We start from the raw sequence: 20,908 nt of genomic DNA, 5'->3' as shown, positions 1-20,908 counted from the left end.
GTTAAGTAACCACTCGTTTAGGTTGATTTGCGTTCGATTTTTGGATAAGTTGCCAAACTGTGCTAAACCTATTTCGTAATGATCCGTACAATTACGTTGGCTGTCCTGATTAGTGGATGTCTGTCAACTGTCAGCTGGTCCCAGACTGGCTTTCCCAGTGGAGTGAAAAATGGTAGTATTCTTACATTTTCTTCCGAGGGTGTGCCAACGATGGCGTACTCAACCCAATCGGGATTGAAAATACTGTCGATCGGCGGGCGGGCCTTCAAAGACCTGAACCGCAATGGTAAACTCGACCCCTACGAGGACTGGCGGCAACCGGTTGAGGTACGCGCCAAAGACCTGGCGTCGAAGATGAGCATCGAGCAGATTGCCGGGCTGATGCTATACAGTAAACACCAGCCCATCCCGGCGGCAGCGGGCGGTCCTTTCGCCGGCACATACGGTGGAAAGGTCTTTGCGCAGAGTGGTGCTAACCCCGCCGACCTCTCCGATCAGCAGCGCGAGTTTCTAACCAAAGACAACCTACGACATGTCCTGATTACGTCGGTGCAGAGCCCAGCCATCGCAGCCGAATGGAACAACAATGCGCAGGCGCTGGTCGAAGGTATGGGCCTGGGTATCCCGATCAACAGCAGCTCTGACCCGCGCCACGGTACCCGGGCCGATGCGGAGTACAATGCTGGTGCTGGTGGGACGATTTCGATGTGGCCCGGCTCAGTTGGTTTGGCCGCTACGTTCGATCCAGCCGTTGCCAAACAGTTTGGTCAGATTGCCGCGATGGAGTACCGGGCGCTGGGTATTGCTACGGCCCTCTCGCCCCAGGTCGATCTGGCGACTGACCCGCGCTGGTATCGGTTCAGCGGTACGTTCGGCGAGGACCCACGTCTGACGACCGACCTGACCCGCGCTTATATCGACGGCTTTCAAACGTCGACCGGGAAAAAGGAGATTAAGGACGGATGGGGCTATACCAGCGTCAACGCGATGGTGAAACACTGGCCGGGTGGTGGCTCGGGCGAAGCGGGGCGCGATGCGCACTATGGCTATGGTAAATACGCGGTTTATCCGGGAAACAACTTCGATGCGCACCTGCTGCCGTTTACCGAGGGCGCGTTTAAACTAAATGGGAAAACCAGTAAAGCCGCAGCCGTGATGCCGTACTACACGATCTCGTTCGGACAGGATAAGAAGAACGGCGAGAACGTGGGTAACAGCTACAACAAATACCTGATCAACGATCTGTTACGTGGTCAGTACAAGTATGATGGCGTTGTCTGTACCGACTGGAACATTACGGCCGACGAAACAGCGGTAGACGTTTTCCTGACCGGTAAGCCCTGGGGGGTGGAGAAAATGACGGTGGGTGAACGGCATTACAAAATCCTGCTGGCGGGGGCCGACCAATTTGGCGGAAACAACGATGCGGGACCAGTGATGGAAGCCTATAAGCTTGGGGTTCGCGATATGGGGGAGGCCGCCATGCGCGCCCGGCTGGAGAAATCGGCGGTACGTTTGTTACAGAATATGTTTCGGACGGGGCTGTTCGAAAACCCCTATCTCAATCCGGTGGAGTCCCAGCGAGTGGTGGGGCAGTCCGAATTTATGCAGGCTGGCTACCAGGCGCAGCTGAAATCGGTGGTGATGTTGAAAAACAAGGGGAACGTATTGCCGCTGGCAAAGGGGAAAAAGGTATACATTCCCAAGCGTTTTACGCCCGCTGGTCGCAACTTCCTGGGGATGGAAACACCCGAGAAACTGGAGTTGCCAGTTAGCCTGGCCATCGCGCAGAAATACTTTACGGTGACGGACAAACCCGAGGAGGCTGATTTCGCACTGGCCTTTATCCGGAGTCCGGACTCGGGCGGTGGCTACAGCCAAGAGGATGCCAAAGCTGGTGGCACGGGCTACGTTCCGGTCAGTCTGCAATACAACGATTATACCGCACAGGATAGCCGGGACCCAAGCATCGCCGGTGGTGACCCACTGGAGAAATTTACGAACCGGACGTACAAGGGTAAAACTGCGAAGACGATCAACAGCCGGGATCTTGACATGGTGACGGAGACATACGCCAAGATGAACGGGAAACCAGTGATTACGATCATTCAACTGGCTAACCCGACCGTCTGCCGGGAGTTCGAACCGCAATCGCGGGCAATTCTGGCGCATTTCAGCGTACAAGATCAGGCGTTGCTGGAGATTCTGACCGGCGTAAGCGAACCGTCGGCGCTGTTACCGCTGGTGATGCCTGCCGATATGAAAGCCGTTGAAGTGCAGGCCGAGGACGTGCCGCGCGACGTAACACCCTACGTCGACTCGGAGAAGCACCGCTATGACTTCGGTTATGGCCTTAACTGGAAAGGCGTCATTCAAGACAAGCGTACCGCTACGTACCAAAAGCCGGCGTTGCGGAAATAAAGCGAGGTTTGGCTAAAAGAAGAAAGACTGACAACAGTCATTCTTACGGCTTTTCTATTACTACAGCGTTTTACCCAACCTCAACCCTTAAAATTTGCTATTTACCACCCCCCGGCCCCCAGGGTTGTTAAGTTCTCTGATTGGGTCTACTACTTACCAAATTTCCTTCGGCTAGCCTTACCCCCCGCCCCCTAAAGGGGGAGGAAATTGCGCATAATCTTCTCCCCCTTTAGGGGGCGGGGGGTATAGCCAACCAGAACTTAACAGCCCTGCCCTAACCCCCTCCTAAAACAGGAGGGGGAGATTAGAAGAGATTGCTGCTGACACTCCCCCGCCTGTTTTAGGAGGGGGACGGGGGTGGTAAATAGCGGCAAACTAAGACAAATTCATTGCCGCGTAAAACCCTTAAAAGAGTGGCCAGTAAGGAGGGAGCACCGAGTTTTTAAGACGTAAAAGGGGGAAGAAAAAAGATTATTTCTAGTCTTTCTTCTTCCCCCTTTTACGTCGACGAGCAAAAACTACTTGAGGGCTACAGGGACTTCAACATCGCCCCATTTCAGCGCGAAGCCATTTTTGGTGACATCGTATTTCAGGCGCTCGTTCATTGACGACGATTTCTTAGGCGTAACCATGACGCGCAGGGCATCCTGACCTTCGTCGTACTTGTAAGCACCCCACTGCTTAGCGGTTTTGTTGAAGATCACCGTCCACTGATTCTCGGTTGGAATCGTGAAGAGGGCGTATTTACCCGCCGGGAGCGTTTTACCTTCTACTTTGATGTCTTTGCTGGTTTCGAAGGTGGTGGCATCGTTGGCACCGGCCCGCCATACTTTCCCGTATTTTTCCAGGGCCTGCGATCCTTCGGGGCCAAAGAGCGTCCGGCCTTTCACGGCTGGACTGCCGTAGTTGATCGTAATATCCGATCCGGCTACTTTACCGGTAGCTGTAGCGGGTGGGCTGGGGACTTCTTTTTTCTCCTGCGCCCACGTGAGTGTGGTCAGGAAAAAGCCGGTTAAAAGCAGCGTAAGGGCTGTCAGTGTGCGTGTTGTTTTCATTAGGTTTGACTGGTTATCGCGCCAATATCAGCAATTATTTCAATAGAATCTTGCCCCGACGCTGTCTTCTTAGTGTACGAACCGGCTTGATTCGCTACGTTCACAAATGAACAACAAGTTTGGCGTGCTGCCCCTGGCTGGCGGTAACTATGGCGTCCGGCAGTTGGTCGAACGGCAGGTGCTGCGAAATGATCCGGCCCGGTCGAATAAACCCTTGTTCGATCAGCCGAATTGCGCGCGCAAAATCAACCGGATGCTGGTAAATCATGGACGTAATGATGTTAATCCCCTGCCTGGGAAGAAATCCACTCGCCAAAAAATGAGAAAGGGTTGCTTCCGTTACGTCATTGCCGTACGGAAAAGTTTAACAGACTTGCAACGGTGGCTAAATAAACCGGTGTCTTTATTCTTGACCTTAGGTTCCGAGCCTCACCGGCGCGGAATGTGATAGTCGGTCAAGATCGCACTAATCAGTCGCTATGAAAGCAATCGGATGGCTTGTTCTGCTTGGGCTCAGTGTCAGCGCCTGTAACCGGATTATCGATTCGCAGCCAGCCCCCGTTGACTCCGAAGAGACGGTTCCCACCAGCGCCATCCGGCCGGTCATCAGCCGGTATCCGCAGGCGACGGACCTGGTCTTTACCGCGCTGGAAAAGAATCAGGTTTGGCGCGTTACGTTTCAGCAGCAGGCCATGCACTACCAGGCCGTCACCAATCAGCAACTACTGCTGACGGCCTACCAGCTGGCTCCTGCGGTCTCGCCTGATTCGTTACGTGCTACACTGAAGAACACCCTTATCGACGGAGGAACTTTATCGAACATCAGACGGCAGGACTATTCCTGGTACCGGGATGTTGAGCCCATAAATAACGGGGCGGTTTTACTGGCTGATTACGTATGGCGGGGTAACACGTAAACGGTCCGCTGGACCAGCGCGGATGTGTTCGGTCAGATGACGTACCGCACCGAATTAATACCCCGACGCAGCTCGATTATTACACCGTTACATTGGCCGATTTGCCCCTCCCGATTCAGCAATCACTAGCCGAACAGCAAATCGGCTTCACGCGGGCAAGAGTACAAACCGACGGACAAGGGCAGAAGCTGTATACGCTTACCGTGCTGCAACCTAACAAGACGCAAACATCTCCCCCTTTAGGGGGCGGGGGAGGTTTACCCAGAACTTAACGGCTTTGCCCTTTATGAAATATGGGTGTCATTCTGGCAAGAAATAACCCAAACCAACTTACCGGATTTGCTTCTAAAGAATTAGAGTTCTCTTGTCATACATTACCGAATGGGTGTATCGCGCGAGTCGGCGTAGGCATTGGCGAAATTGATCTTTTTCACCTGCCCCACCACGTAGCGGAGTCCCTGAAAGATGTGCTGGACAAACTGCGGATTTTCGTAGTCCTGTTTGTCGTGGCCGAGGGTAGTGCACCAGGTATGGCCCCCGTCGAAATTGTAATACCAGACCGACGGGTACAACTGCCCGAACGAACCCCGAAACTGCTGGACCTTCTCGGGTTCTTCGCCGTCGAGTGAGTTTATGTCGCTAGCCATGACCACCGTAGGGCCGGGCGACATCTCTTTAATGAAATAGAACTCGTCTTCCCGCTCCCAGGCCGGCGGAATGCCCTGTGTGGACGGATGCTTCGTATCAATCACCTGCACCCGAAACTTTTGAAAACGAGGGTGCCAGGCAAACGTACCGCCGATCATGCGTTTGAACCAAGCCCAGTTACGCTCCGTACCCACGACGGAGTGAATGCCCACGAAGCCGCCCCCCGCTTCGATGTAGCGCCGGAACGCCAGCCGTTGGGCGTCGGTATCAAACACGTCGTTGTTGGTACTAGGAAAAATGATGACCGTATAATTCTGCAGATTTGATTCAACGAAAACGCCGGGCTGGTCAGCCACTTCCACCTGGAAACCGTGCTGCTGCCCCAGCTTCTGGATGCACTGAACGGCAAACGGAATGTTATCGTGGACGTAGCCTTTACCGTTTTTGGTGTAGACCAGCACCCGGACTTTTTTCCAGTTGATGTCGTCTCTGGGTGGCATTTCTCCGGCCGTGACGAGATTCCAGGTCAACAGCATAGGCAGCAGAATGATCAGACACTGGCTCATCATACGTTCGCTATTTTTTAAGGTTGATCGTTTCGGCCTGCTTCTGCGCCTTCAGGGCCAGTTCGGTCGCCAGGAAACAGTGCTCCTGCGACATGGCCGTTTCGGTACGGTTCAGTACGTCGTCAACGAGTAGTTGGCCGTAAGGCAGATTTTCCTTACTGCAATCGATATAGCGCGTTTCTTTTTTGTCCGTAATGAACAGGTGATTGCCTCCCTCGCGTCCGCCGGGATCGATGTTCTTGCGAATCTCGATGTAACCGTCGGTGCCCAGGATCGTCAGGCGACCATCGCCCCAGCTTTTCAGGCCGTCGGGGGTAAACCAGTCGACGCGGATGTAGCCCATGCCACCATTACCCCGCATCATTACGTCGCCAAAGTCCTCAAACTTTGGGTGCTGCGGGAAATGAAGGTTGCCTACCTGCGAGGCAACGATGTCGGCCTGGGTCGAGCCGGTGAAATACAGGAACTGGTCGAACTGATGCGAGCCAATGTCGCAGATGATACCGCCAAATCGTTTCTTGTCGAAAAACCAGTCGGGCCGCGACGAGAGCGTGATACGGTGCGGTCCCAGACCAATGGTTTGAATGACGTTGCCAATGGCGCCGGCTTTGACCAGTTCACCCGCTTTCACGGTGGCTCTATTTTCGAAGCGCTCACTGTACATGATCGAGTAAATACGCTTGGTAGCCTTCTGTACGCGACGTACCTCGGCGAGCTGGTCCAGGGTCGTGATACCGGGTTTGTCAGACATGTAATCTTTTCCCGCTTTCATTACCCGGATACCCAGGGGCTCCCGCTCGTCGGGAATGATCGAACTGAGAACCAGCTGGATAGACGTATCGTCCAGAATTTCCTTTTCACTGCGGGCCTGTTTCGCGTTGGGGTATCGCTTGGCAAAGGGGGCGGTCAGGTCGGGCTCCTGCGCATAGAATGATACGAGTTCGCCACCACCCCGGATGACGGCTTCAACCTGCCCGTAGATATGGCCGTGGTTCATCCCGATGACCGCAAACCGAATTCGGTTGGCTAACGGAGCACTAGACAGAATAGAAAACGAAGCCTCACCTGGCTGGTTCTCGCCTGGCTGGACGAGCGTAGGAAGGGTAGGCGAAACAGCCAGACCGGCGGCCATTTTTGCTGAATCTTTTAAAAACTGACGTCGAAGAGGCATAGGTAAAGAGCGAAAGAATGAATGAGTGAAAGAGCGAAAGAGAAAATCAAAGAGTGAAAGAGCGGCTGATTGCGTTGGCGCGAGCTAATGCCTAGCGAGCTGCTTTCGCTCTTTCATCGCAACGGCGACCCGGTCTTACTCTCTTTCGCTAGCTTCAATGCTTGTGTTGTCGTGTAATACTTGGCGATCATGTTCGGCACTTCCCAGGCGGGGAGCTTACCGGCCTGCAGGTAATTCAGGAAATTTTCGGTAACCTGACTGAAGTGGGCTTCGTGACCAACGTTGTACTTCTCCGGGATAGTTACCTCCCAGCCTTTATTGTTCTTCTTCACCGAAACGCCCGGATAGCGCTGCTGGAGCGTATTGACAGCTGCGGTCAGGCCGCTTTCGTAGGCGGCATCGGTGGATGCCGGCTCAATGTAGAGGGCCGGTTTATACTTCTGTTCGGCTCCCTGCCGGATCACTAGGTTGGCTTTGGTGCCACGCATGATGGAGTAGTGCGTGTCGCCACCACCCTCCGGGGCCTTATACGCCCAGGTTACTGATACTTTCGCGTTGACACCCCGCAGTTGATAATTGATCTCGCCATTGCTGTAGATTTTGAGGAGAGAATCGTTGACTACGTCCCGTTTCAGATAATCCGGGAAGTCGAGCAGGTTGGTGATGGTTTTGAACTGACTGCGCGTCATATCCGTCGTCCACCGCCGGGCTGAATTCAGGCGAATATCTTTCTTGTAATCGATGATTTGCTCGGGAAAACACTCCCACTGCACCAGGTCAACAAGGTGTGTCGTTACGTCGACGATACCTTCGCCCTGCTGCGTTACGTCCATGAACCAACCTGGACGTTGGAGAACGCTGCCCGACACGTACTTATAGAAATGGTGGACGCTTTCCTTCGTCACCGCCGGATTGTCGGGCGTACCTTTTTCGAGCATCCCAAACACAGAGGGGATCATCGAGAGTTCACGCTGCAACAGGGTTGTAATCTCCGACCGCTCGGTCATGGTGTCGTAGAGCAGGACTTTTTTCTGGGCGGCCGTCGTAAACGTAGTCCGCAGCTGGTCGAAGTCCCGCGCGTCAATCACCATCGGTTTGTCAGCTAACACGTTAAACCCGGCGTCAATGGATTTTTGAATGTACTCGGTCTTTTTCTGGTTGTTGCCCGCAATGACAACAACATTCCCCGCTGTCGCGCCCGACCGTTTGTCTGCCAGCATTTTTTCGAGGTAGTCAGGACCGATGTACACCTTCTCGTCCCAGCTCGTCGGTTTGTCAGCGCGTTTGTTATACGACTGAATCCGGGCTAGATGCAGTTTGACGTCGGGTGTCTCCGGGGCATACACCTGCACGACTGGGCTAACCTGAGGATACATACTTTTCTGCACGAGAGCCGCGTGGAAATGACCGGGATCTAACGTAACGAGCCGAACCGTAGCATTTGGGGGGGCGGTTTGCTGCGCCGACGCACCCAGTGCAGTCATGAGCGGAATGAGCATGAACGGAGTACGAAGAAAAGAATTGCGTGTCATGTAGCTTGTTTTCAGAGTTGTGTAGGAGCGGGGTTTGATAGAATCTACCTCACCGGCATTCTCTCTCCTAGAATATAGTCTTGTAGGGGCATAACGAGGGTTTGCTCGGTTTGCTCTGACCACCCCCCAGCCCCCTCCTAGAAAATTAGGAGGGGGAGAGTAAAAGGTCACTTCTGCATGTCCCCCTCCTAAAACAGGAGGGGGCAGGGTGTGGTCAGAACAAACCTCGACACGATTAGCCTTTAAGAAAGGGGCTAGGGAACTGCCGTAGATTACCTACTTCCCAAGCGTATTCTTCTGGTTAGCGGCCAGCTTAATGGCGTACTCCTTACGTTGGGGCCGGGATAGGAGTTGATTGGCTTCGGGATCGTTTTTGAACTGTTCCTTCTTCGGGTCCCAGTATAGTTTCCGGTTCAATTTCATGGCGGCATGGTGCAGCAGGCAGGCTGAGCAGGAACGGTGTCCGATTTCGGCGGGAGCGATGGGCTGCTTGCGGCTCACAACACTCTCCAGCCAGTTGCCATGATGCTCCTTGCTGACAGCTAGGTGAACTTCGTTCGGACCAATGACCGATGTTAGTAATTTAGGATCGCTGGCGTCCAGTTTCTTAGCCGCCTGCTGCTTGGCCACCGGATCGCTGGCCGTAACCGACCCATCGCCCCGCGACACGAAAATCCAGCCGTCTGTACCCTCGAACTTGATGCCGTTCGGAATTTCGTTGCTCACGATCATGTGAACACCGTTATCGTACAGCGCTTCCGTCCGGAAAATACCGTGAACATCCCAAAGCCCTGACTTCGGGAAATCAGCTTTCCCCCAGATTTCGACCGGACCAGTATGTTCCGTATTCATGGCCCAGTGCGCGCAGTCGATATGGTGCGATCCCCAGCCCGTAATCATGCCCGCGCCAAACTGCTCGCAGCGGAGCCAGCCCGGCCGGTCGTAACCCACTTGGGGATGAACCCGCTTTTCGGTGTAGTAAACATCCGGCGTGGTGCCCAGCCACATATCATAGTTCAGATTCTTGGGAACGGGCATCTGCGCTTCTTCATCGCCCGAGGGGTCGCCGGGAAGCCCGACGTACACCGTTTTGAGCTGCCCGATCCGGCCGTTACGTACCAGCTCGGCCGCGTAGCGGAACTGCTCCGACGACCGCTGCTGACTACCCACCTGCACAATCTGCTTCGACTGGTTAACGGCATCGGCCATCATGCGCCCTTCGGCAATGGTCAGCGATGCCGGTTTCTGCATGTACACGTCCTTCTTCGCCCGAACCGCATCGATTACGATAGGCGCGTGCCAGTGGTCGGGGGTGCTGACCAGAACAGCGTCGATATCCTTGTTATTAAGTAGCTCGCGGTAGTCCGTGTACACCCGGACGCCGTCGTACTCCTTTCCTGTCTTTTTGGTGTAATAGTCGTTGACAAGTTTCTTGGCGTCCTCCGCCCGGATGCTGTCCAGATCGCAGACGGCCATGACGCGCGCATTGTCGTACTGCCAGACGCCCGGCAGATCATGGCCCCGCGAGATGCGGCCGGTACCAATGGCTCCTACGTTGATTCGATTACTGGGGGCATTTTTACCAAATACCGAAGCCGGTACAATAGTGGGGAAGCCGCTGATGACAGTCGTGGCCAGTGCGCTGGTTCTCAGAAAACTGCGCCGGGTGATGGTTGAATCGGAGATCGGTTTCATAGACCGTGTCGTTTAGGAGATATACCTAAAAGAAACAAACGGTCACGGTCTACTAGCAGCGGATTGAATAGAACGGTTAAGAGGGGAACGTAACGCGTAGTAAAGCCAAACTACTGTTATTCTTTTCCCCGGCGACAGAGCTGCACGGATTCTTCCAGCTTCTGCTTAATCTGCTTCACCAGCGATTCATCGGTCGTGTCCAGCCCGAACGAGGTGTTGTTGTCTTTGCCTTTCTCTTTGTCGTCAGTGGTATATGAGCCGGAGAAACCACCTATGTTCATTGCCATACTCACTTTGTCGGCTGGAACATCTAACAGAAGTTTGTATTGCCCGTTTGCTTCTTTCTTGTAGCTCACTTTTCGAACGTCACTCAGCAACCAACCCATATTTATGTTGACCGAGCCGTCTTTATCCTTATCGGCAACTGCCATGTTCATCTGGCATCCTTTGAACGTAAACGTAGCCGCATTGTCTTTGTCGGTTACCAGTTTGGCAAAATGCTTTTCGAGCCAGGCCCCATTTTTGGCTAGCGTCTGGGCGTGACTGGTTGGCGTCAACAGCAGAGAGAAGCAGACGAAGGCGATACCAGCAAGAAGTTTGGTAGGGAGCGACATCACGAATAGAAAAGGTTTAGATGTGTACCTGATTGATATAGCTTTAGATAGGCAGTTCTTTTTCGCTGGCTGTTTACACCAAAACACCGCTCGGTATTTTAAAACGAAATTGATTTTCGGCTGTAGTCGACAACAGTTACGATTGATTCCCCAAGCTGTGCGTAATACCCATCTCCAGCCCCCGTATCTCGGCCAATCCACGCAGTCGCCCGATGGCTGAGTAACCAGGATACGTCTTTTTGTGGAGATCGTCGAGCATCTGGTGACCGTGGTCGGGACGCATGGGAATCGACGGGGTGCCAACACCCGTTTTAATCCGTCGCTGTTGTTCGAGAACAATGGCTTTGACAACGGCGTACATATCCACATCGCCCGCCAGGTGGTCGGCTTCGTAAAAGGAATCATACCATACGGTCTTCTTTGGACCTTCCCGTTTGGTCGTGCGCAGGTGGAGAAAATGAATCCGTTCGCCGAAGCGCTCAATCATTCCCGGTAGATCGTTGTCGGGTCGGATACCCAGCGAGCCGGTACAGAACGTAATGCCGTTGGCCGGTACGTCGCAGGCGGCCATGAGCTGAGCCAGGTCGGCTTCGGTGCTGACCACGCGGGGTAATCCCAGCAGCGGCATCGGCGGATCGTCGGGGTGAATGCAAAGATTGATTCCTACTTCCTGCGCCACCGGGGCGACCTGCTGAACGAAATAGTATAGGTTATTGCGTAGCTCCGCGTCACCAATCTGGGCGTATTCGTCGAGCAGGCTCTGGAACGTATTGAGCGTAAAGCTTTCTTCCGAACCGGGCAGACCGAGCAGGATCGTGTTCTTCAATTCGGCAACACGTTCCGGCGACAGCATCGTAAACTGCTCGTTCGCCCTGGCGGTGACTTCCGGTTTATAATCGGTTGAGGCTTCCGGTCGCTTCAGGATAAACAGATCAAAAACGGCGAAATCGTTCCAGACGAACTGCAATGCCTGCGAGCCGTCGGGCATAACGTAGTTCAGGTTGGTCCGCGACCAGTCCAGTACCGGCATGAAGTTGTAACACACCGTCTGGATGCCACAGGCGGCCAGGTTTCGCAGCGATTGCTGGTAATTGGCGATGTACGTATCGCGCTCGGGCTTGCCCTTTTTGATTGCTTCGTGCACGGGTAAGCTTTCGACCACCGCCCAGTGTAACGGTACGTATTGATCGTTATCCGCTTCGATCAGTTGCTGGCGCTCCCGGATGGCATCGACCGGCCAGACCTCACCAACCGGAATCGGGTGCAGCGCCGTCACGACGCCGGTGCAACCCGCCTGACGAATGTCCATTAGCGATACCGGGTCATTCGGCCCGAACCACCGCATTGTTTGTAACATACCCATGGGTATCGTTGACGTTATTTAGTAGATAGTTTGTAAACGGTTGTTGACTGGAAGCGCTCGCCGGGACGGAGTGTCGTTGTCGGGAAATCGGGGTGATTCGGCGAATCGGGGAAGTGCTGGGTTTCCAGGCACAACCCGTACCGGCTCGCGAATGCGACCCCCTCCTTGCCGGTCTTATTGCCTTTCAGGTTGTTGCCCGTGTAGAACTGAACGGCTGGCTCGGTGGTGTACATCGTCAACAGACGACCGCTAGTCGGTTCGTAAACCGTAGCGCCCAGTTTCAGCTTGTTCGATTGATCCGGAAAAATCCAGCAGTGGTCAAACCCTTTGGCGTAGTGGAGCTGCACGTTAGCGGGCTGCTGACCGGTCGTGTCGTTGATGTGCTTCCCGACGACGGTAGGCTGGTTGAAATCGAAGGCTGTACCCTTAACGGCCAATCGTTCGCCGGTTGGAATCTGCCCTTTGTCGGTTGCCAGTACCTGATCGGCGTTGATCATCACCTCGTGCTGCTGAATATCCTGCTTCATCCCACTCAGGTTAAAATAAGTGTGATTCGTCAGATTGACGACGGTTGGCTTGTCGGTTGTGGCCTGGTAATCGATACGTAAGGCATTGTCTTTCTGAAGGGTGTACGTAACATCGACCGACAGCGTACCGGGGTAGCCCTCCTCGCCGTCGGGGGAGGTGTAATGCAGTTTAACCGCCGGTTCTGCGCCGTCAACGGGCGTAGCGGCCCAGAGTTTCTTGTCGAAGCCTTGCGGGCCACCGTGAATATGATTCGTGTTGTTGTTAGCCGCCAGCGTATAGGTTGTACCGTCCAGCGTGAATTTCGCTTTGCCAATGCGGTTCGCAAATCGCCCAACGATGGGGCCGAAGTTGGGCGTACCGGCCAGATAATCGGCAAAAGTTGGGACACCCAGTACAATGTTTTCCTGCTTGCCTTGCCGGTCGGGAGCCGTCCAGGAAACGATGTAGCCGCCGTAGTTGGTGATCTGAACTGTCATGCCAGCCGCGTTACGTAATGTGAACAACTGGGCTTCGCGTCCGTCGGGAAACTTGCCAAAAACGGTCTGATCAACACCCGCCTTCTGGGCGAGTGTCTGTTGTGAATCGAGCATAAAAAAGAGGACAGTACTGACGAATGAGAGCTGACGAAGAAGGTTGGAGATACCAGGCATGAATAAAGAAAGATGGATGATACGGTAAGCTAAATTCCGTTCATTACTACTGATGGCAGGGAAGCGGGCCGAGTTATGTCGGCCCGATAGAGTCCCTGGCCTTACTGTTTGACGAGGGGTTACCACTTAGTCGATTCCAGTAGGTGAGTTGGTCAACATAGTCCTGGCTGTAGCGCACCTGTTACTCGTAGAACACGACCCTGGCCCCGAACTTAAAGACGTTTCCTACCATAGCCTTGTTGGGGAACGCGGATCCGTCCGAAATACAAACCCATTGCCATTTGTTGCGAAACTTTGTCCAGTAATACCCTTTGCCAATTTGGTCATATTCTTTTTCCCTGGTCATACGGATAAGCGGACAATCCGATTTTTGCTTTTTCAGCGACTGATTTTTGTAAATGAATTCGTTGTGGCAGATAAACTCAAGGCCGATAAAAATACCTTCCACAGGGAACGGAACATTGTATTTTTCTACCGATAGCGCAATGTCATGGGACAAAGGAGTGATGCTGACAATAATGTCTTTGGGTAACAAATCGTTACCGGGCAAGCCGGTTTCCGGATCGTAACGCATAATCCGAATTCGGGCTTTCGAGCTCCCCTGTCCTGGATTAGAAGCTTTCAGGTCGAACAGCAACCGGGAAAGCAATCCTTCCTTCCCCTCGTTGTTTTTGTAATAGTTGACAAACACCTGGTTGTCTGATATGCCGCCAGCCGCCATACCTCGTTTTGAGTTCGGAGGGTAATGGTAGAAACCTATCTCCTTCGTCCTTTTTCTAGTGCCGGGTTTAACAACAAATTCCTTCAGTATAACCGTATCAGGGCTGAGGGCAAGTCGATTCATCCGGTCCTGATCGAGCAGATCAAAGGCAACTTTGAGCGGTTTATAACCCACGCAGGATATAGCCAGCGTATCTCCGCTACGCGTACTTCCCCACTCGAAATAACCTTCTTCGTCTGCGTGTATACCTGCGCCCGTCTGCGTTGACGCTATGCTTACATAAGGGACTTCTTTTTGGGTAAGTCGGTCCACTACGGTGCAACGAACGACCTGTCCGAACAACTGGGCAGGCTGATGGCATATAAGACCAATAATCAGGATGAAATAAAGAGTAATAGGGGGCTCGATACGCTTCTTTATTGTGAACCGTGCTGATGGAGGCATAAATAAATTATGAAAATTTGTGCATTTAAGTGCGTAAGTAGGTGGTGGGGTTTTGCATTCTTGTCGGTCGCACGAAAAAAGGAAGAAAAGGCTAAAGAAAATGGTGATAGTTGCAGTAAATTTCATTGGGTAATTCGGGGCTGGTTGACATCATTAGGTAGGGTTGTTACGGTTGCAGTATGTTCCCCGCCGATTTGCCTTTACTAGGAAAACTATCGCAATCTGATTGTCTGATGAAGGATTTCACGCTTAATCGCCGTCATTTTTTGCAGGGTACGTCGGCCGCACTCGCGCTATCGGCGCTGGAAGGTAACGCTATGGCCGCTGATTTACTGGCCCAGGACACTACGATGGCCCCGCTGCGGGTGGCGCTGATCGGTACCGGCTGGTACGGCAAAAGTGATCTGTTCCGTCTGATTCAGGTGGCCCCCGTTGAGGTTATTGCGCTCTGCGATGTCGACAAAAACCAACTGGACGGCGCGGCTAAACTCGTGAGTCAGCGCCAGAAATCAGGCAAAACGCCCAAACTCTACGGCGACTACCGGAAGCTGCTAGCCGAAAATAAACTGGATATTGTGCTGGTCGGTACTCCCGATCACTGGCATGCACTACAGGCCATTGAGGCCATGAAATCCGGAGCCAACGTGTACGTGCAGAAACCTATCAGTGTGGACGTTATGGAAGGGGAGGCTATGGTCGCTGCCGCCCGGAAATACAAGCGCGTGGTGCAGGTCGGGACGCAGCGTAAAAGTACGCCACACCTGATCGACGCCAAGAAAACGGTCGTGGATGCTGGGCTACTGGGTAATATAAAGCACGTAGAAATGTGCTGCTATTATCACATGCGCAACAACGGGAATCCACCCGTGGAACCCGTACCCGCTTTTCTGGACTACGAAATGTGGACCGGTCCCGCGCCCCTGCGTCCGTACGATGGTTTGCCGCACATTCGCTGGTGGCGGACGTTCAAGGAATATGGCAACGGAATCATGGGCGATATGTGCATCCACATGTTTGACACCGTACGCTGGATGTTGAAGCTGGGCTGGCCTAACCGGATCAGCTCAACGGGCGGCATCTACGTGCAGAAAGACGGAAAATCCAACATCACCGATACGCAGTCGGCCCTGTTCGAGTATGATGATCTGAACTGCGTCTGGCAGCACCGCAGCTGGGGAACGCCCAACAACCCGGACTATCCCTGGTCATTTACGCTGTACGGCGATAAGGGAACGCTCTGGGCCAGTACAATGAGTTACGACTTCATTCCTGAAGGCAAAGACGGGCCAACGAAAGGAGAGAAGATTCATAAGGACGTCGTCTACGAGAAGGAGAAATATCCCGAAGACGTAACCGAAGACCGGATTGAACTGAATGCCGCTCCGGCCACGCGCCTGCACATGCTCGATTTCCTGAAAGCCATCGAAACCAACGGCCGACCTGTTGCCGACATTGAGGAGGGGCACATTTCGACCGCAAGTTGCCTGCTGGCCAACCTGTCGATGGAGATAGGACGTCCGGTAGTATATGATCCGAAGAAACGCGAGGTCGTAGGGGATCCGGAAGCGACCAAACTGCTGAAACGACCCTACCGCCAGCCCTGGCAGCACCCTGACCCAAAGACGGTGTAGAGGACAGTTTTTTTATTTCTTTGTCATCCCGACCAAAGGAGGGATCTTCGTTAGCAAACAGGTTTAGTTGACTTTACAGAAGATCCCTCCTTTGGTCGGGATGACAAAAAACACGTCTACTCCCGCCAGCCGGCAGGTTTGAATGGTGTACGGCCGTCGTTAGGGGAGCAGATGGCCGTATAGGGCTGGTTAGCGCCCTGAACGACGATGGCTGGGACGGCCGGGAACGTTGGTTCCGGAATGGGATTCCGGCCGTTCAGGGCGCGGAACAGTTCGGGCGGGATACCCTGCGTATCCTTGCGGTCTATCCAGTAGCGGGTCGTGGCTACGGCAGAGGCTGTAAACACACCGAACACAATTTCCCGGTCGTTGACGCTGTTTTTGACGTTGCCCACCGATGCCGTGGGTGGCGTGTCGACGATGCCGCCCGTATTCTCAGTCTGATCCTGAAGCTGTTTGTAAAACTGATAAGCCGAGGGGGTAAGTCCTGCCTGCCGGATCTCAACCAGACAGGGACTTATCTGATAGAATGGAATCTGCGCGACGCGTTTCCCCAGGATAGGACCACCATTGGTGTAGGTATCCGAAAAAACACTTAGTTTATAACTGGGGATAATGGCCCAGCACTGCGTCCGGCAGTTGTAGTCGTATGTAAACGGCTTAATAGCCGGGGGCGTTGATGGATAATAGAAACAGTCCTCCAGCAACGAATCGCCCAGCGCGAAATAGCGAATACCATTAACCGATGTCCTGATCAAGACGTTGTTGATGGAATAAATACCGTTGGTACACGTACGGCACCAGTCCTGCTTTTCCCATAATTTCCAGGTCCAGCGATAGAAATTAGTTTGCCCGGCGGGGTCCTGCGTATCGATGTAGATATCGTGAGCCGCCCGGAAGCCGTCCACCTCAATTGGTGCTAAACTGGTTGGGTTAAACTGGGCCCGGACCCGGTCGATGGGCGGTACGTCGGGCATAACCTGCTGATCGGAGACGTAGCGTGTGCCGTCGGTGAGCGTAAACCGCAGCTGATAGGCGTGGCCGATCTGCCCCTTGAAATCAGAAGGTAGCTGGTAACGACCGTCCAGCGTCTCGTGGGCCGCAACAACCTGGTTTGAATCAACAACTACTTCTACGGTGGCTTTAGTCAGCGGAAACGAAGCCGGCCGACCACTGACCGGGTCCGATTCCGAGCGGGTCAGCAGGATGACCTGCGATTCGTCCAGGTTGGTGATGGTGCCATCGACGACAACAACGTCCAGTACGCCGGGCAGGGTCTGGTCGATGGGGTCGACACAGCCGGTCAGGGCCAGCAACAGCGGCAACCAGCGTAGGGAAAGCAGACGAAAGAAACGCATGGGGTAAGAACGCTGGGTTAATGAAACTGAAAATTGTAGGTCAGGCTGGGAATTGGGGCCGCGAAGATGCTCAGGCGGTACGGGTTCGTGGCCTGCCCTTCGGTCCGGTAAAAGATGGAATAGACGTTTCGACGACCGTATAGATTATACACCGTAAAGGTCCAGTGGCCCTGCCAGCGCCGGTTCTTCAGGCCGGGATTATAAATATTCCAGGCAAAGTCCAGCCGGTGATAGTCGGGCAGCCGGCTCTGGTTCCGCTCGTTGTAGAACGGGTAGTTCCGGTTCTGGTAGCGGATAAAGCCCTCCGGTGACGTATACGGCCGACCCGTGCTGTAGGCAAAATTAAACGAGAAACTATGGTGTTTCCCCTGGTTGATGGTCAGGCTGGCGTTCAGGCTGTGCGGCCGGTCGTAGTTGGCGCGGTACCAGTCCCCCCCGTTAATCCGCTGCTGGAACGTAGCCCCCTGATTCACCTGATTTAGCGTTCGGGAGTAGGTATAATTGACCCAGCCCGTCAGTTCACCTTTTTTCTTGGCGACCATCAGTTCCAGCCCATAGGCCTTGCTGCGTCCGTCCAGTAGCTGCGTTTCGGGATAGGCCTGCAACAGAAAATCGGCGCCTGGTTTGTAATCCAGAATGTGCTGCGTACTGCGCCAGTAGATCTCCGCCGAGAGTTCAAAAATGTTGTTCCTGGAATTGTGCGAGTATCCCGCCGACCACAGCTGACTCACCTGCGGCCGGATGTGGGCGTCCGATGTTTTCCAGCGCGAGGTGGGCAGGGGCGTTGTCGTATTGGTGATAACCTGCAGATACTGCCGCATCAGGTTATAGCCAAACTTGACCGACGAGTTGGGCGACAGGGCGTAGCGTAGACCCAGCCGGGGTTCAAAACCACCGTACTGCGCGCTTACCTGCCCGGTCCCGTACCGGATCGAATCCACTACGGTCGACGCATCAAAACCGGCTTCGCTAATGCTATACTGACGAACAACAGATGGGCCAAGCGTCAGAAAATGGGAGTAACGTAACCCCGCCGAAATGGCCAGTTTATCGGTGACGCTGATCTCGTCTTCGGCGTGCAGGGCCAGTTCCAGCGCGTTTTCCAGCGGTGTTTTCCGATAATCGACCGACGGGCTGCCGTTGGGGAGCAGCTCCCCTGGATTGATCTGGTAATGCGTGCCGCTAATGCCCAGTTCGATCTTCTGGTTCGTCAGCTGGTAGTTCAGGTTCGACTTGATCTGCCGCTGCAGCAGCGATTGCTTCAGCACCACCTGATTACCCGTGCTGTCTTCGGTCGATATGATTCTGGGAACGTAACGGGCAACCAGCGCCGTCGTCTGCAGGTTCAGCTGGGGCGTAAAGGAATGAAACCAGCGTACCATGCCGTTGGCGGTCTGCTGGGCGTACTGCGTATTGATGGCGTTCACGTTGGCCAGACTACCCAGCAGATTCGTCTGGAACTGGTCGGCACTGTAGTAACCCATGGCCGTTACGGTGTTGCGATCATCGACCCGCCAGAATAGCTTGGCCGTACCGTCGCCAAACTTAGCCCGGATGTCGGTAAGCCGGTCGGACACCAGCCGCAGCAGAAAATCGTTGAACGCACCCCGCCCCGACACCAGCAGGCCCAGTTTGCCTTTGATCAGTGGGGTTTCAATAGTCAGCCGGTTAGCTACCTGACTTACCCCCCCGTCGAGTTTGGTCTGGTTCAGGTCGGGATTGCGCAGGTTGACGTCGAGGACCGAAGCCGCCCGGCCCCCGTAACGGGCCGGTACGTTACCCTTGTACAGATCAAGTCCGCTGACAGCGTCGGGCGGAAAGACCGAGAACAGCCCGAACATGTGGGTGGGGTTGAAAATGGGCGTATCGTCGAGCAGAATCAGGTTCTGATCCGTAGTGCCCCCCCGGATGTTGACCCCGTTGGCGGCCTCGCCCACGCTGCTGACGCCGGGCAGCATCTGCAGACTGCGCAGAATATCAGTTTCGCCCAGAGCCGCGGGCATTTTCCTGATGGCCGTCATGCTGATCTGGCTGACACCCAGCAGGGGCTGGCGAACGTTCCGGTCAAAACCTTTGCTGGTAACGGCTACTTCTTCCAACTGGCTGGCTACGGAGGCCAGGGCAATGGTCAGGGATTTATTGTCGTGAACGGAAAGGACTTCGCGGTAGGGGACGTAGCCCACGTAGCGCACCACGAGTACGTGTCGGCCGGGACTGACGTTAATGGAAAAACGGCCGTTTGCATCCGTGTAGGTACCTTTTGCCGACTTCTCGTAGTCCAGCACGATAGCCGCCCGGACGAGCGGTTGCCGCGTGGTGGAATCGATTACCGTACCAGAAAGCAAATAAGGAATCTGGGCGTGGTTTTCCAGCGCGCAGACGAGCAGACATAACCCCAGTAAGAAGTATTTCATAAACATTAAGTCCCATCCAGACGTAGTATAACTGGATAAACGTGTTGTCTTACCCATGACAGTCTCGCGATGTAGCCGGACGAAAGTTGACTAATTCGCTCGCTCCTGCCTGTGACTAAAGTAGAACAGGATACTGCTACTACTTAAGCAAAGGAAATGAGTGAGTTACTCATTAAACAGCGGTCGCTCCGGCCGAATTATCGAATCCTAACCTGGTTTTAATAGACTCCTGTCTGGTATGCACGCTTATTGCATTATTAGCCTTTTTTTGAGTTCGCTGCTTATGACTACTACCACTCCGCAGCCCGTTTCCGTAGCCTATACGGCGGAAGGGGATTCGGCGAATCTGATCGCGCCGGGGGCTACGCTGCAACGCGTGTCCGACCAGTTTTCATTTACCGAAGGCCCTGCCGTCGATAAAGACGGTACTGTGTACTTCACCGATCAGCCCAACAACAAAATCTGGCGCTACGGGACCGACGGTACGCTGAGCCTGTTCATGGACAATGCCGGTCGCTCGAACGGCATGTATTTTGACGCAGCCGGTAACCTGATTTCCTGCGCCGACGCCAACAATGAACTCTGGTCAATCAGCCCGGACAAAAAAGTGACGGTGCTGATGTCGGGTTATAACGGCAAACGGCTCAACGGTCCGAACGACGTATGGGTAGACGCCAAAGGAAATTCATATTTCACCGACCCGCTCTACAAGCGGGACTACTGGACCCACAGCGGTCCCGAAGTTGACGGGCAGAACCTGTTTTTTCTGCCCAAAGGCAAGAAAGAACCCGTCCTGATTGACGGAAACTACAAACGGCCCAACGGAATCATCGGTACGCCCGACGGCAAAACGCTGTACGTAGCCGACATTGGCGACAGCAAAACCTACAAATACCAGATCAATGGGGATGGTAGCCTGAGCAACCGCCAGTTGTTCACCAATCAGGGATCCGATGGGATGACGCTGGACGAAAAAGGAAACGTGTATCTGACCGGAAAAGGCGTTATGGTCTACAATCCGGCGGGTGAACTGATCCTGACGATTCCCGTGCCGGAAGGCTGGACGGGAAACATTTGCTTTGCCGGTAAAGACCGAAAAACGCTGTTCATAACCGCATCAAAATCGGTCTACACGCTGGCGATGCAGGTGGCGGGCGCTCGATAAACGCCAACAATCAGG

The 20,908-nt window shown here is 54.0% G+C and carries 16 protein-coding genes; 4 read left to right on the top strand and 12 right to left on the bottom strand.

Annotation, left to right across the window (positions count from 1 at the left end; translation table 11 throughout):
• Positions 1-78 precede the first annotated feature (78 nt).
• Positions 79-2,421: a glycoside hydrolase family 3 protein gene (locus HU175_RS20580; RefSeq protein WP_176568365.1), complete on the top strand. Its 2,343-nt coding sequence runs from the start codon at positions 79-81 to the stop codon at positions 2,419-2,421.
• 518 nt (positions 2,422-2,939) lie between these two features.
• Here the strand turns inward: HU175_RS20580 and HU175_RS20575 are convergent.
• Together HU175_RS20575 and HU175_RS20570 are read right to left on the bottom strand one after the other, a co-directional pair.
• Positions 2,940-3,476, bottom strand: a complete 537-nt coding sequence (locus HU175_RS20575; RefSeq protein ID WP_176568364.1) for a DUF2911 domain-containing protein — start codon at positions 3,474-3,476, stop codon at positions 2,940-2,942.
• A 100-nt stretch (positions 3,477-3,576) separates the two neighbouring features.
• Positions 3,577-3,744 carry a hypothetical protein gene (locus HU175_RS20570; protein ID WP_176568363.1) on the bottom strand — a complete coding sequence of 56 codons (168 nt, stop codon included), beginning with the start codon at positions 3,742-3,744 and terminating at the stop codon, positions 3,577-3,579.
• 211 nt (positions 3,745-3,955) lie between these two features.
• Here HU175_RS20570 and HU175_RS20565 point away from each other — a divergent pair, with 211 nt between their 5' ends.
• Complete coding sequence (locus tag HU175_RS20565) at positions 3,956-4,393, top strand: hypothetical protein (protein WP_176568362.1); 438 nt, start codon at positions 3,956-3,958, stop codon at positions 4,391-4,393.
• A 374-nt stretch (positions 4,394-4,767) separates the two neighbouring features.
• Here the strand turns inward: HU175_RS20565 and HU175_RS20560 are convergent, their stop codons facing one another.
• The 8 genes from HU175_RS20560 to HU175_RS20525 all read right to left on the bottom strand — a co-directional run bounded on the left by HU175_RS20560 (position 4,768) and on the right by HU175_RS20525 (position 14,325).
• Positions 4,768-5,610: a ThuA domain-containing protein gene (locus HU175_RS20560; protein WP_228724228.1), complete on the bottom strand. Its 843-nt coding sequence runs from the start codon at positions 5,608-5,610 to the stop codon at positions 4,768-4,770.
• 7 nt (positions 5,611-5,617) lie between these two features.
• Complete coding sequence (locus HU175_RS20555) at positions 5,618-6,778, bottom strand: Gfo/Idh/MocA family protein (RefSeq protein WP_176568361.1); 1,161 nt, start codon at positions 6,776-6,778, stop codon at positions 5,618-5,620.
• 113 nt (positions 6,779-6,891) lie between these two features.
• Positions 6,892-8,310 carry a putative oxidoreductase C-terminal domain-containing protein gene (locus HU175_RS20550; RefSeq protein ID WP_228724227.1) on the bottom strand — a complete coding sequence of 473 codons (1,419 nt, stop codon included), beginning with the start codon at positions 8,308-8,310 and terminating at the stop codon, positions 6,892-6,894.
• Positions 8,311-8,586: 276 nt separating this feature from the next.
• Complete coding sequence (locus HU175_RS20545; RefSeq protein WP_176568360.1) at positions 8,587-10,005, bottom strand: Gfo/Idh/MocA family protein; 1,419 nt, start codon at positions 10,003-10,005, stop codon at positions 8,587-8,589.
• Between the two features lie 116 nt (positions 10,006-10,121).
• Positions 10,122-10,619, bottom strand: a complete 498-nt coding sequence (locus HU175_RS20540; RefSeq protein WP_176568359.1) for a hypothetical protein — start codon at positions 10,617-10,619, stop codon at positions 10,122-10,124.
• A gap of 136 nt (positions 10,620-10,755) precedes the next feature.
• Positions 10,756-11,982, bottom strand: coding sequence for a mannonate dehydratase (gene uxuA / locus HU175_RS20535; RefSeq protein WP_176568358.1), 1,227 nt, complete (start codon positions 11,980-11,982; stop codon positions 10,756-10,758).
• Positions 11,983-11,996: 14 nt separating this feature from the next.
• Complete coding sequence (locus tag HU175_RS20530; RefSeq protein ID WP_228724226.1) at positions 11,997-13,100, bottom strand: aldose epimerase family protein; 1,104 nt, start codon at positions 13,098-13,100, stop codon at positions 11,997-11,999.
• 241 nt (positions 13,101-13,341) lie between these two features.
• Entirely contained in the window at positions 13,342-14,325 is a 984-nt protein-coding gene (locus HU175_RS20525) for a carboxypeptidase-like regulatory domain-containing protein (protein ID WP_176568356.1), read from the bottom strand.
• Positions 14,326-14,558: 233 nt separating this feature from the next.
• Between HU175_RS20525 and HU175_RS20520 the strand changes: the two genes are divergently transcribed.
• Complete coding sequence (locus tag HU175_RS20520; RefSeq protein ID WP_176568355.1) at positions 14,559-15,956, top strand: Gfo/Idh/MocA family protein; 1,398 nt, start codon at positions 14,559-14,561, stop codon at positions 15,954-15,956.
• 116 nt (positions 15,957-16,072) lie between these two features.
• On the opposite strand, the gene HU175_RS20515 is transcribed toward HU175_RS20520, so the two are convergent.
• Complete coding sequence (locus HU175_RS20515) at positions 16,073-17,314, bottom strand: DUF4249 domain-containing protein (RefSeq protein ID WP_176568354.1); 1,242 nt, start codon at positions 17,312-17,314, stop codon at positions 16,073-16,075.
• Positions 17,315-17,331: 17 nt separating this feature from the next.
• Positions 17,332-19,728, bottom strand: a complete 2,397-nt coding sequence (locus HU175_RS20510; protein ID WP_176568353.1) for a TonB-dependent receptor — start codon at positions 19,726-19,728, stop codon at positions 17,332-17,334.
• A 283-nt stretch (positions 19,729-20,011) separates the two neighbouring features.
• On the opposite strand from HU175_RS20510, the gene HU175_RS20505 reads away from it, so the two are divergent.
• The gene (locus HU175_RS20505; RefSeq protein WP_228724225.1) at positions 20,012-20,893 is read left to right on the top strand and encodes an SMP-30/gluconolactonase/LRE family protein; all 882 of its coding nucleotides are present in this window, start codon (positions 20,012-20,014) and stop codon (positions 20,891-20,893) included.
• Positions 20,894-20,908: the final 15 nt, after the last annotated feature.

Origin of the sequence: Spirosoma sp. KUDC1026 (genome assembly GCF_013375035.1) — a bacterium.
GTDB lineage: Bacteria > Bacteroidota > Bacteroidia > Cytophagales > Spirosomataceae > Spirosoma.
This window is presented reverse-complemented; position numbering and strand designations above follow the sequence as displayed.

Coding starts and splice junctions, on each gene's coding strand:
- HU175_RS20505 (WP_228724225.1), top strand. CDS start 20,012: ATGACTACTACCACTCCGCAGCCCGTTTCCGTAGCCTATACGGCGGAA.
- HU175_RS20550 (WP_228724227.1), bottom strand. CDS start 8,310: ATGACACGCAATTCTTTTCTTCGTACTCCGTTCATGCTCATTCCGCTC.
- HU175_RS20555 (WP_176568361.1), bottom strand. CDS start 6,778: ATGCCTCTTCGACGTCAGTTTTTAAAAGATTCAGCAAAAATGGCCGCC.
- HU175_RS20575 (WP_176568364.1), bottom strand. CDS start 3,476: ATGAAAACAACACGCACACTGACAGCCCTTACGCTGCTTTTAACCGGC.
- HU175_RS20525 (WP_176568356.1), bottom strand. CDS start 14,325: ATGCCTCCATCAGCACGGTTCACAATAAAGAAGCGTATCGAGCCCCCT.
- HU175_RS20510 (WP_176568353.1), bottom strand. CDS start 19,728: ATGAAATACTTCTTACTGGGGTTATGTCTGCTCGTCTGCGCGCTGGAA.
- HU175_RS20515 (WP_176568354.1), bottom strand. CDS start 17,314: ATGCGTTTCTTTCGTCTGCTTTCCCTACGCTGGTTGCCGCTGTTGCTG.
- HU175_RS20545 (WP_176568360.1), bottom strand. CDS start 10,005: ATGAAACCGATCTCCGATTCAACCATCACCCGGCGCAGTTTTCTGAGA.
- HU175_RS20570 (WP_176568363.1), bottom strand. CDS start 3,744: ATGATTTACCAGCATCCGGTTGATTTTGCGCGCGCAATTCGGCTGATC.
- HU175_RS20580 (WP_176568365.1), top strand. CDS start 79: ATGATCCGTACAATTACGTTGGCTGTCCTGATTAGTGGATGTCTGTCA.
- HU175_RS20530 (WP_228724226.1), bottom strand. CDS start 13,100: ATGCTCGATTCACAACAGACACTCGCCCAGAAGGCGGGTGTTGATCAG.
- HU175_RS20520 (WP_176568355.1), top strand. CDS start 14,559: ATGAAGGATTTCACGCTTAATCGCCGTCATTTTTTGCAGGGTACGTCG.
- HU175_RS20560 (WP_228724228.1), bottom strand. CDS start 5,610: ATGATGAGCCAGTGTCTGATCATTCTGCTGCCTATGCTGTTGACCTGG.
- HU175_RS20540 (WP_176568359.1), bottom strand. CDS start 10,619: ATGTCGCTCCCTACCAAACTTCTTGCTGGTATCGCCTTCGTCTGCTTC.
- HU175_RS20565 (WP_176568362.1), top strand. CDS start 3,956: ATGAAAGCAATCGGATGGCTTGTTCTGCTTGGGCTCAGTGTCAGCGCC.
- uxuA (WP_176568358.1), bottom strand. CDS start 11,982: ATGGGTATGTTACAAACAATGCGGTGGTTCGGGCCGAATGACCCGGTA.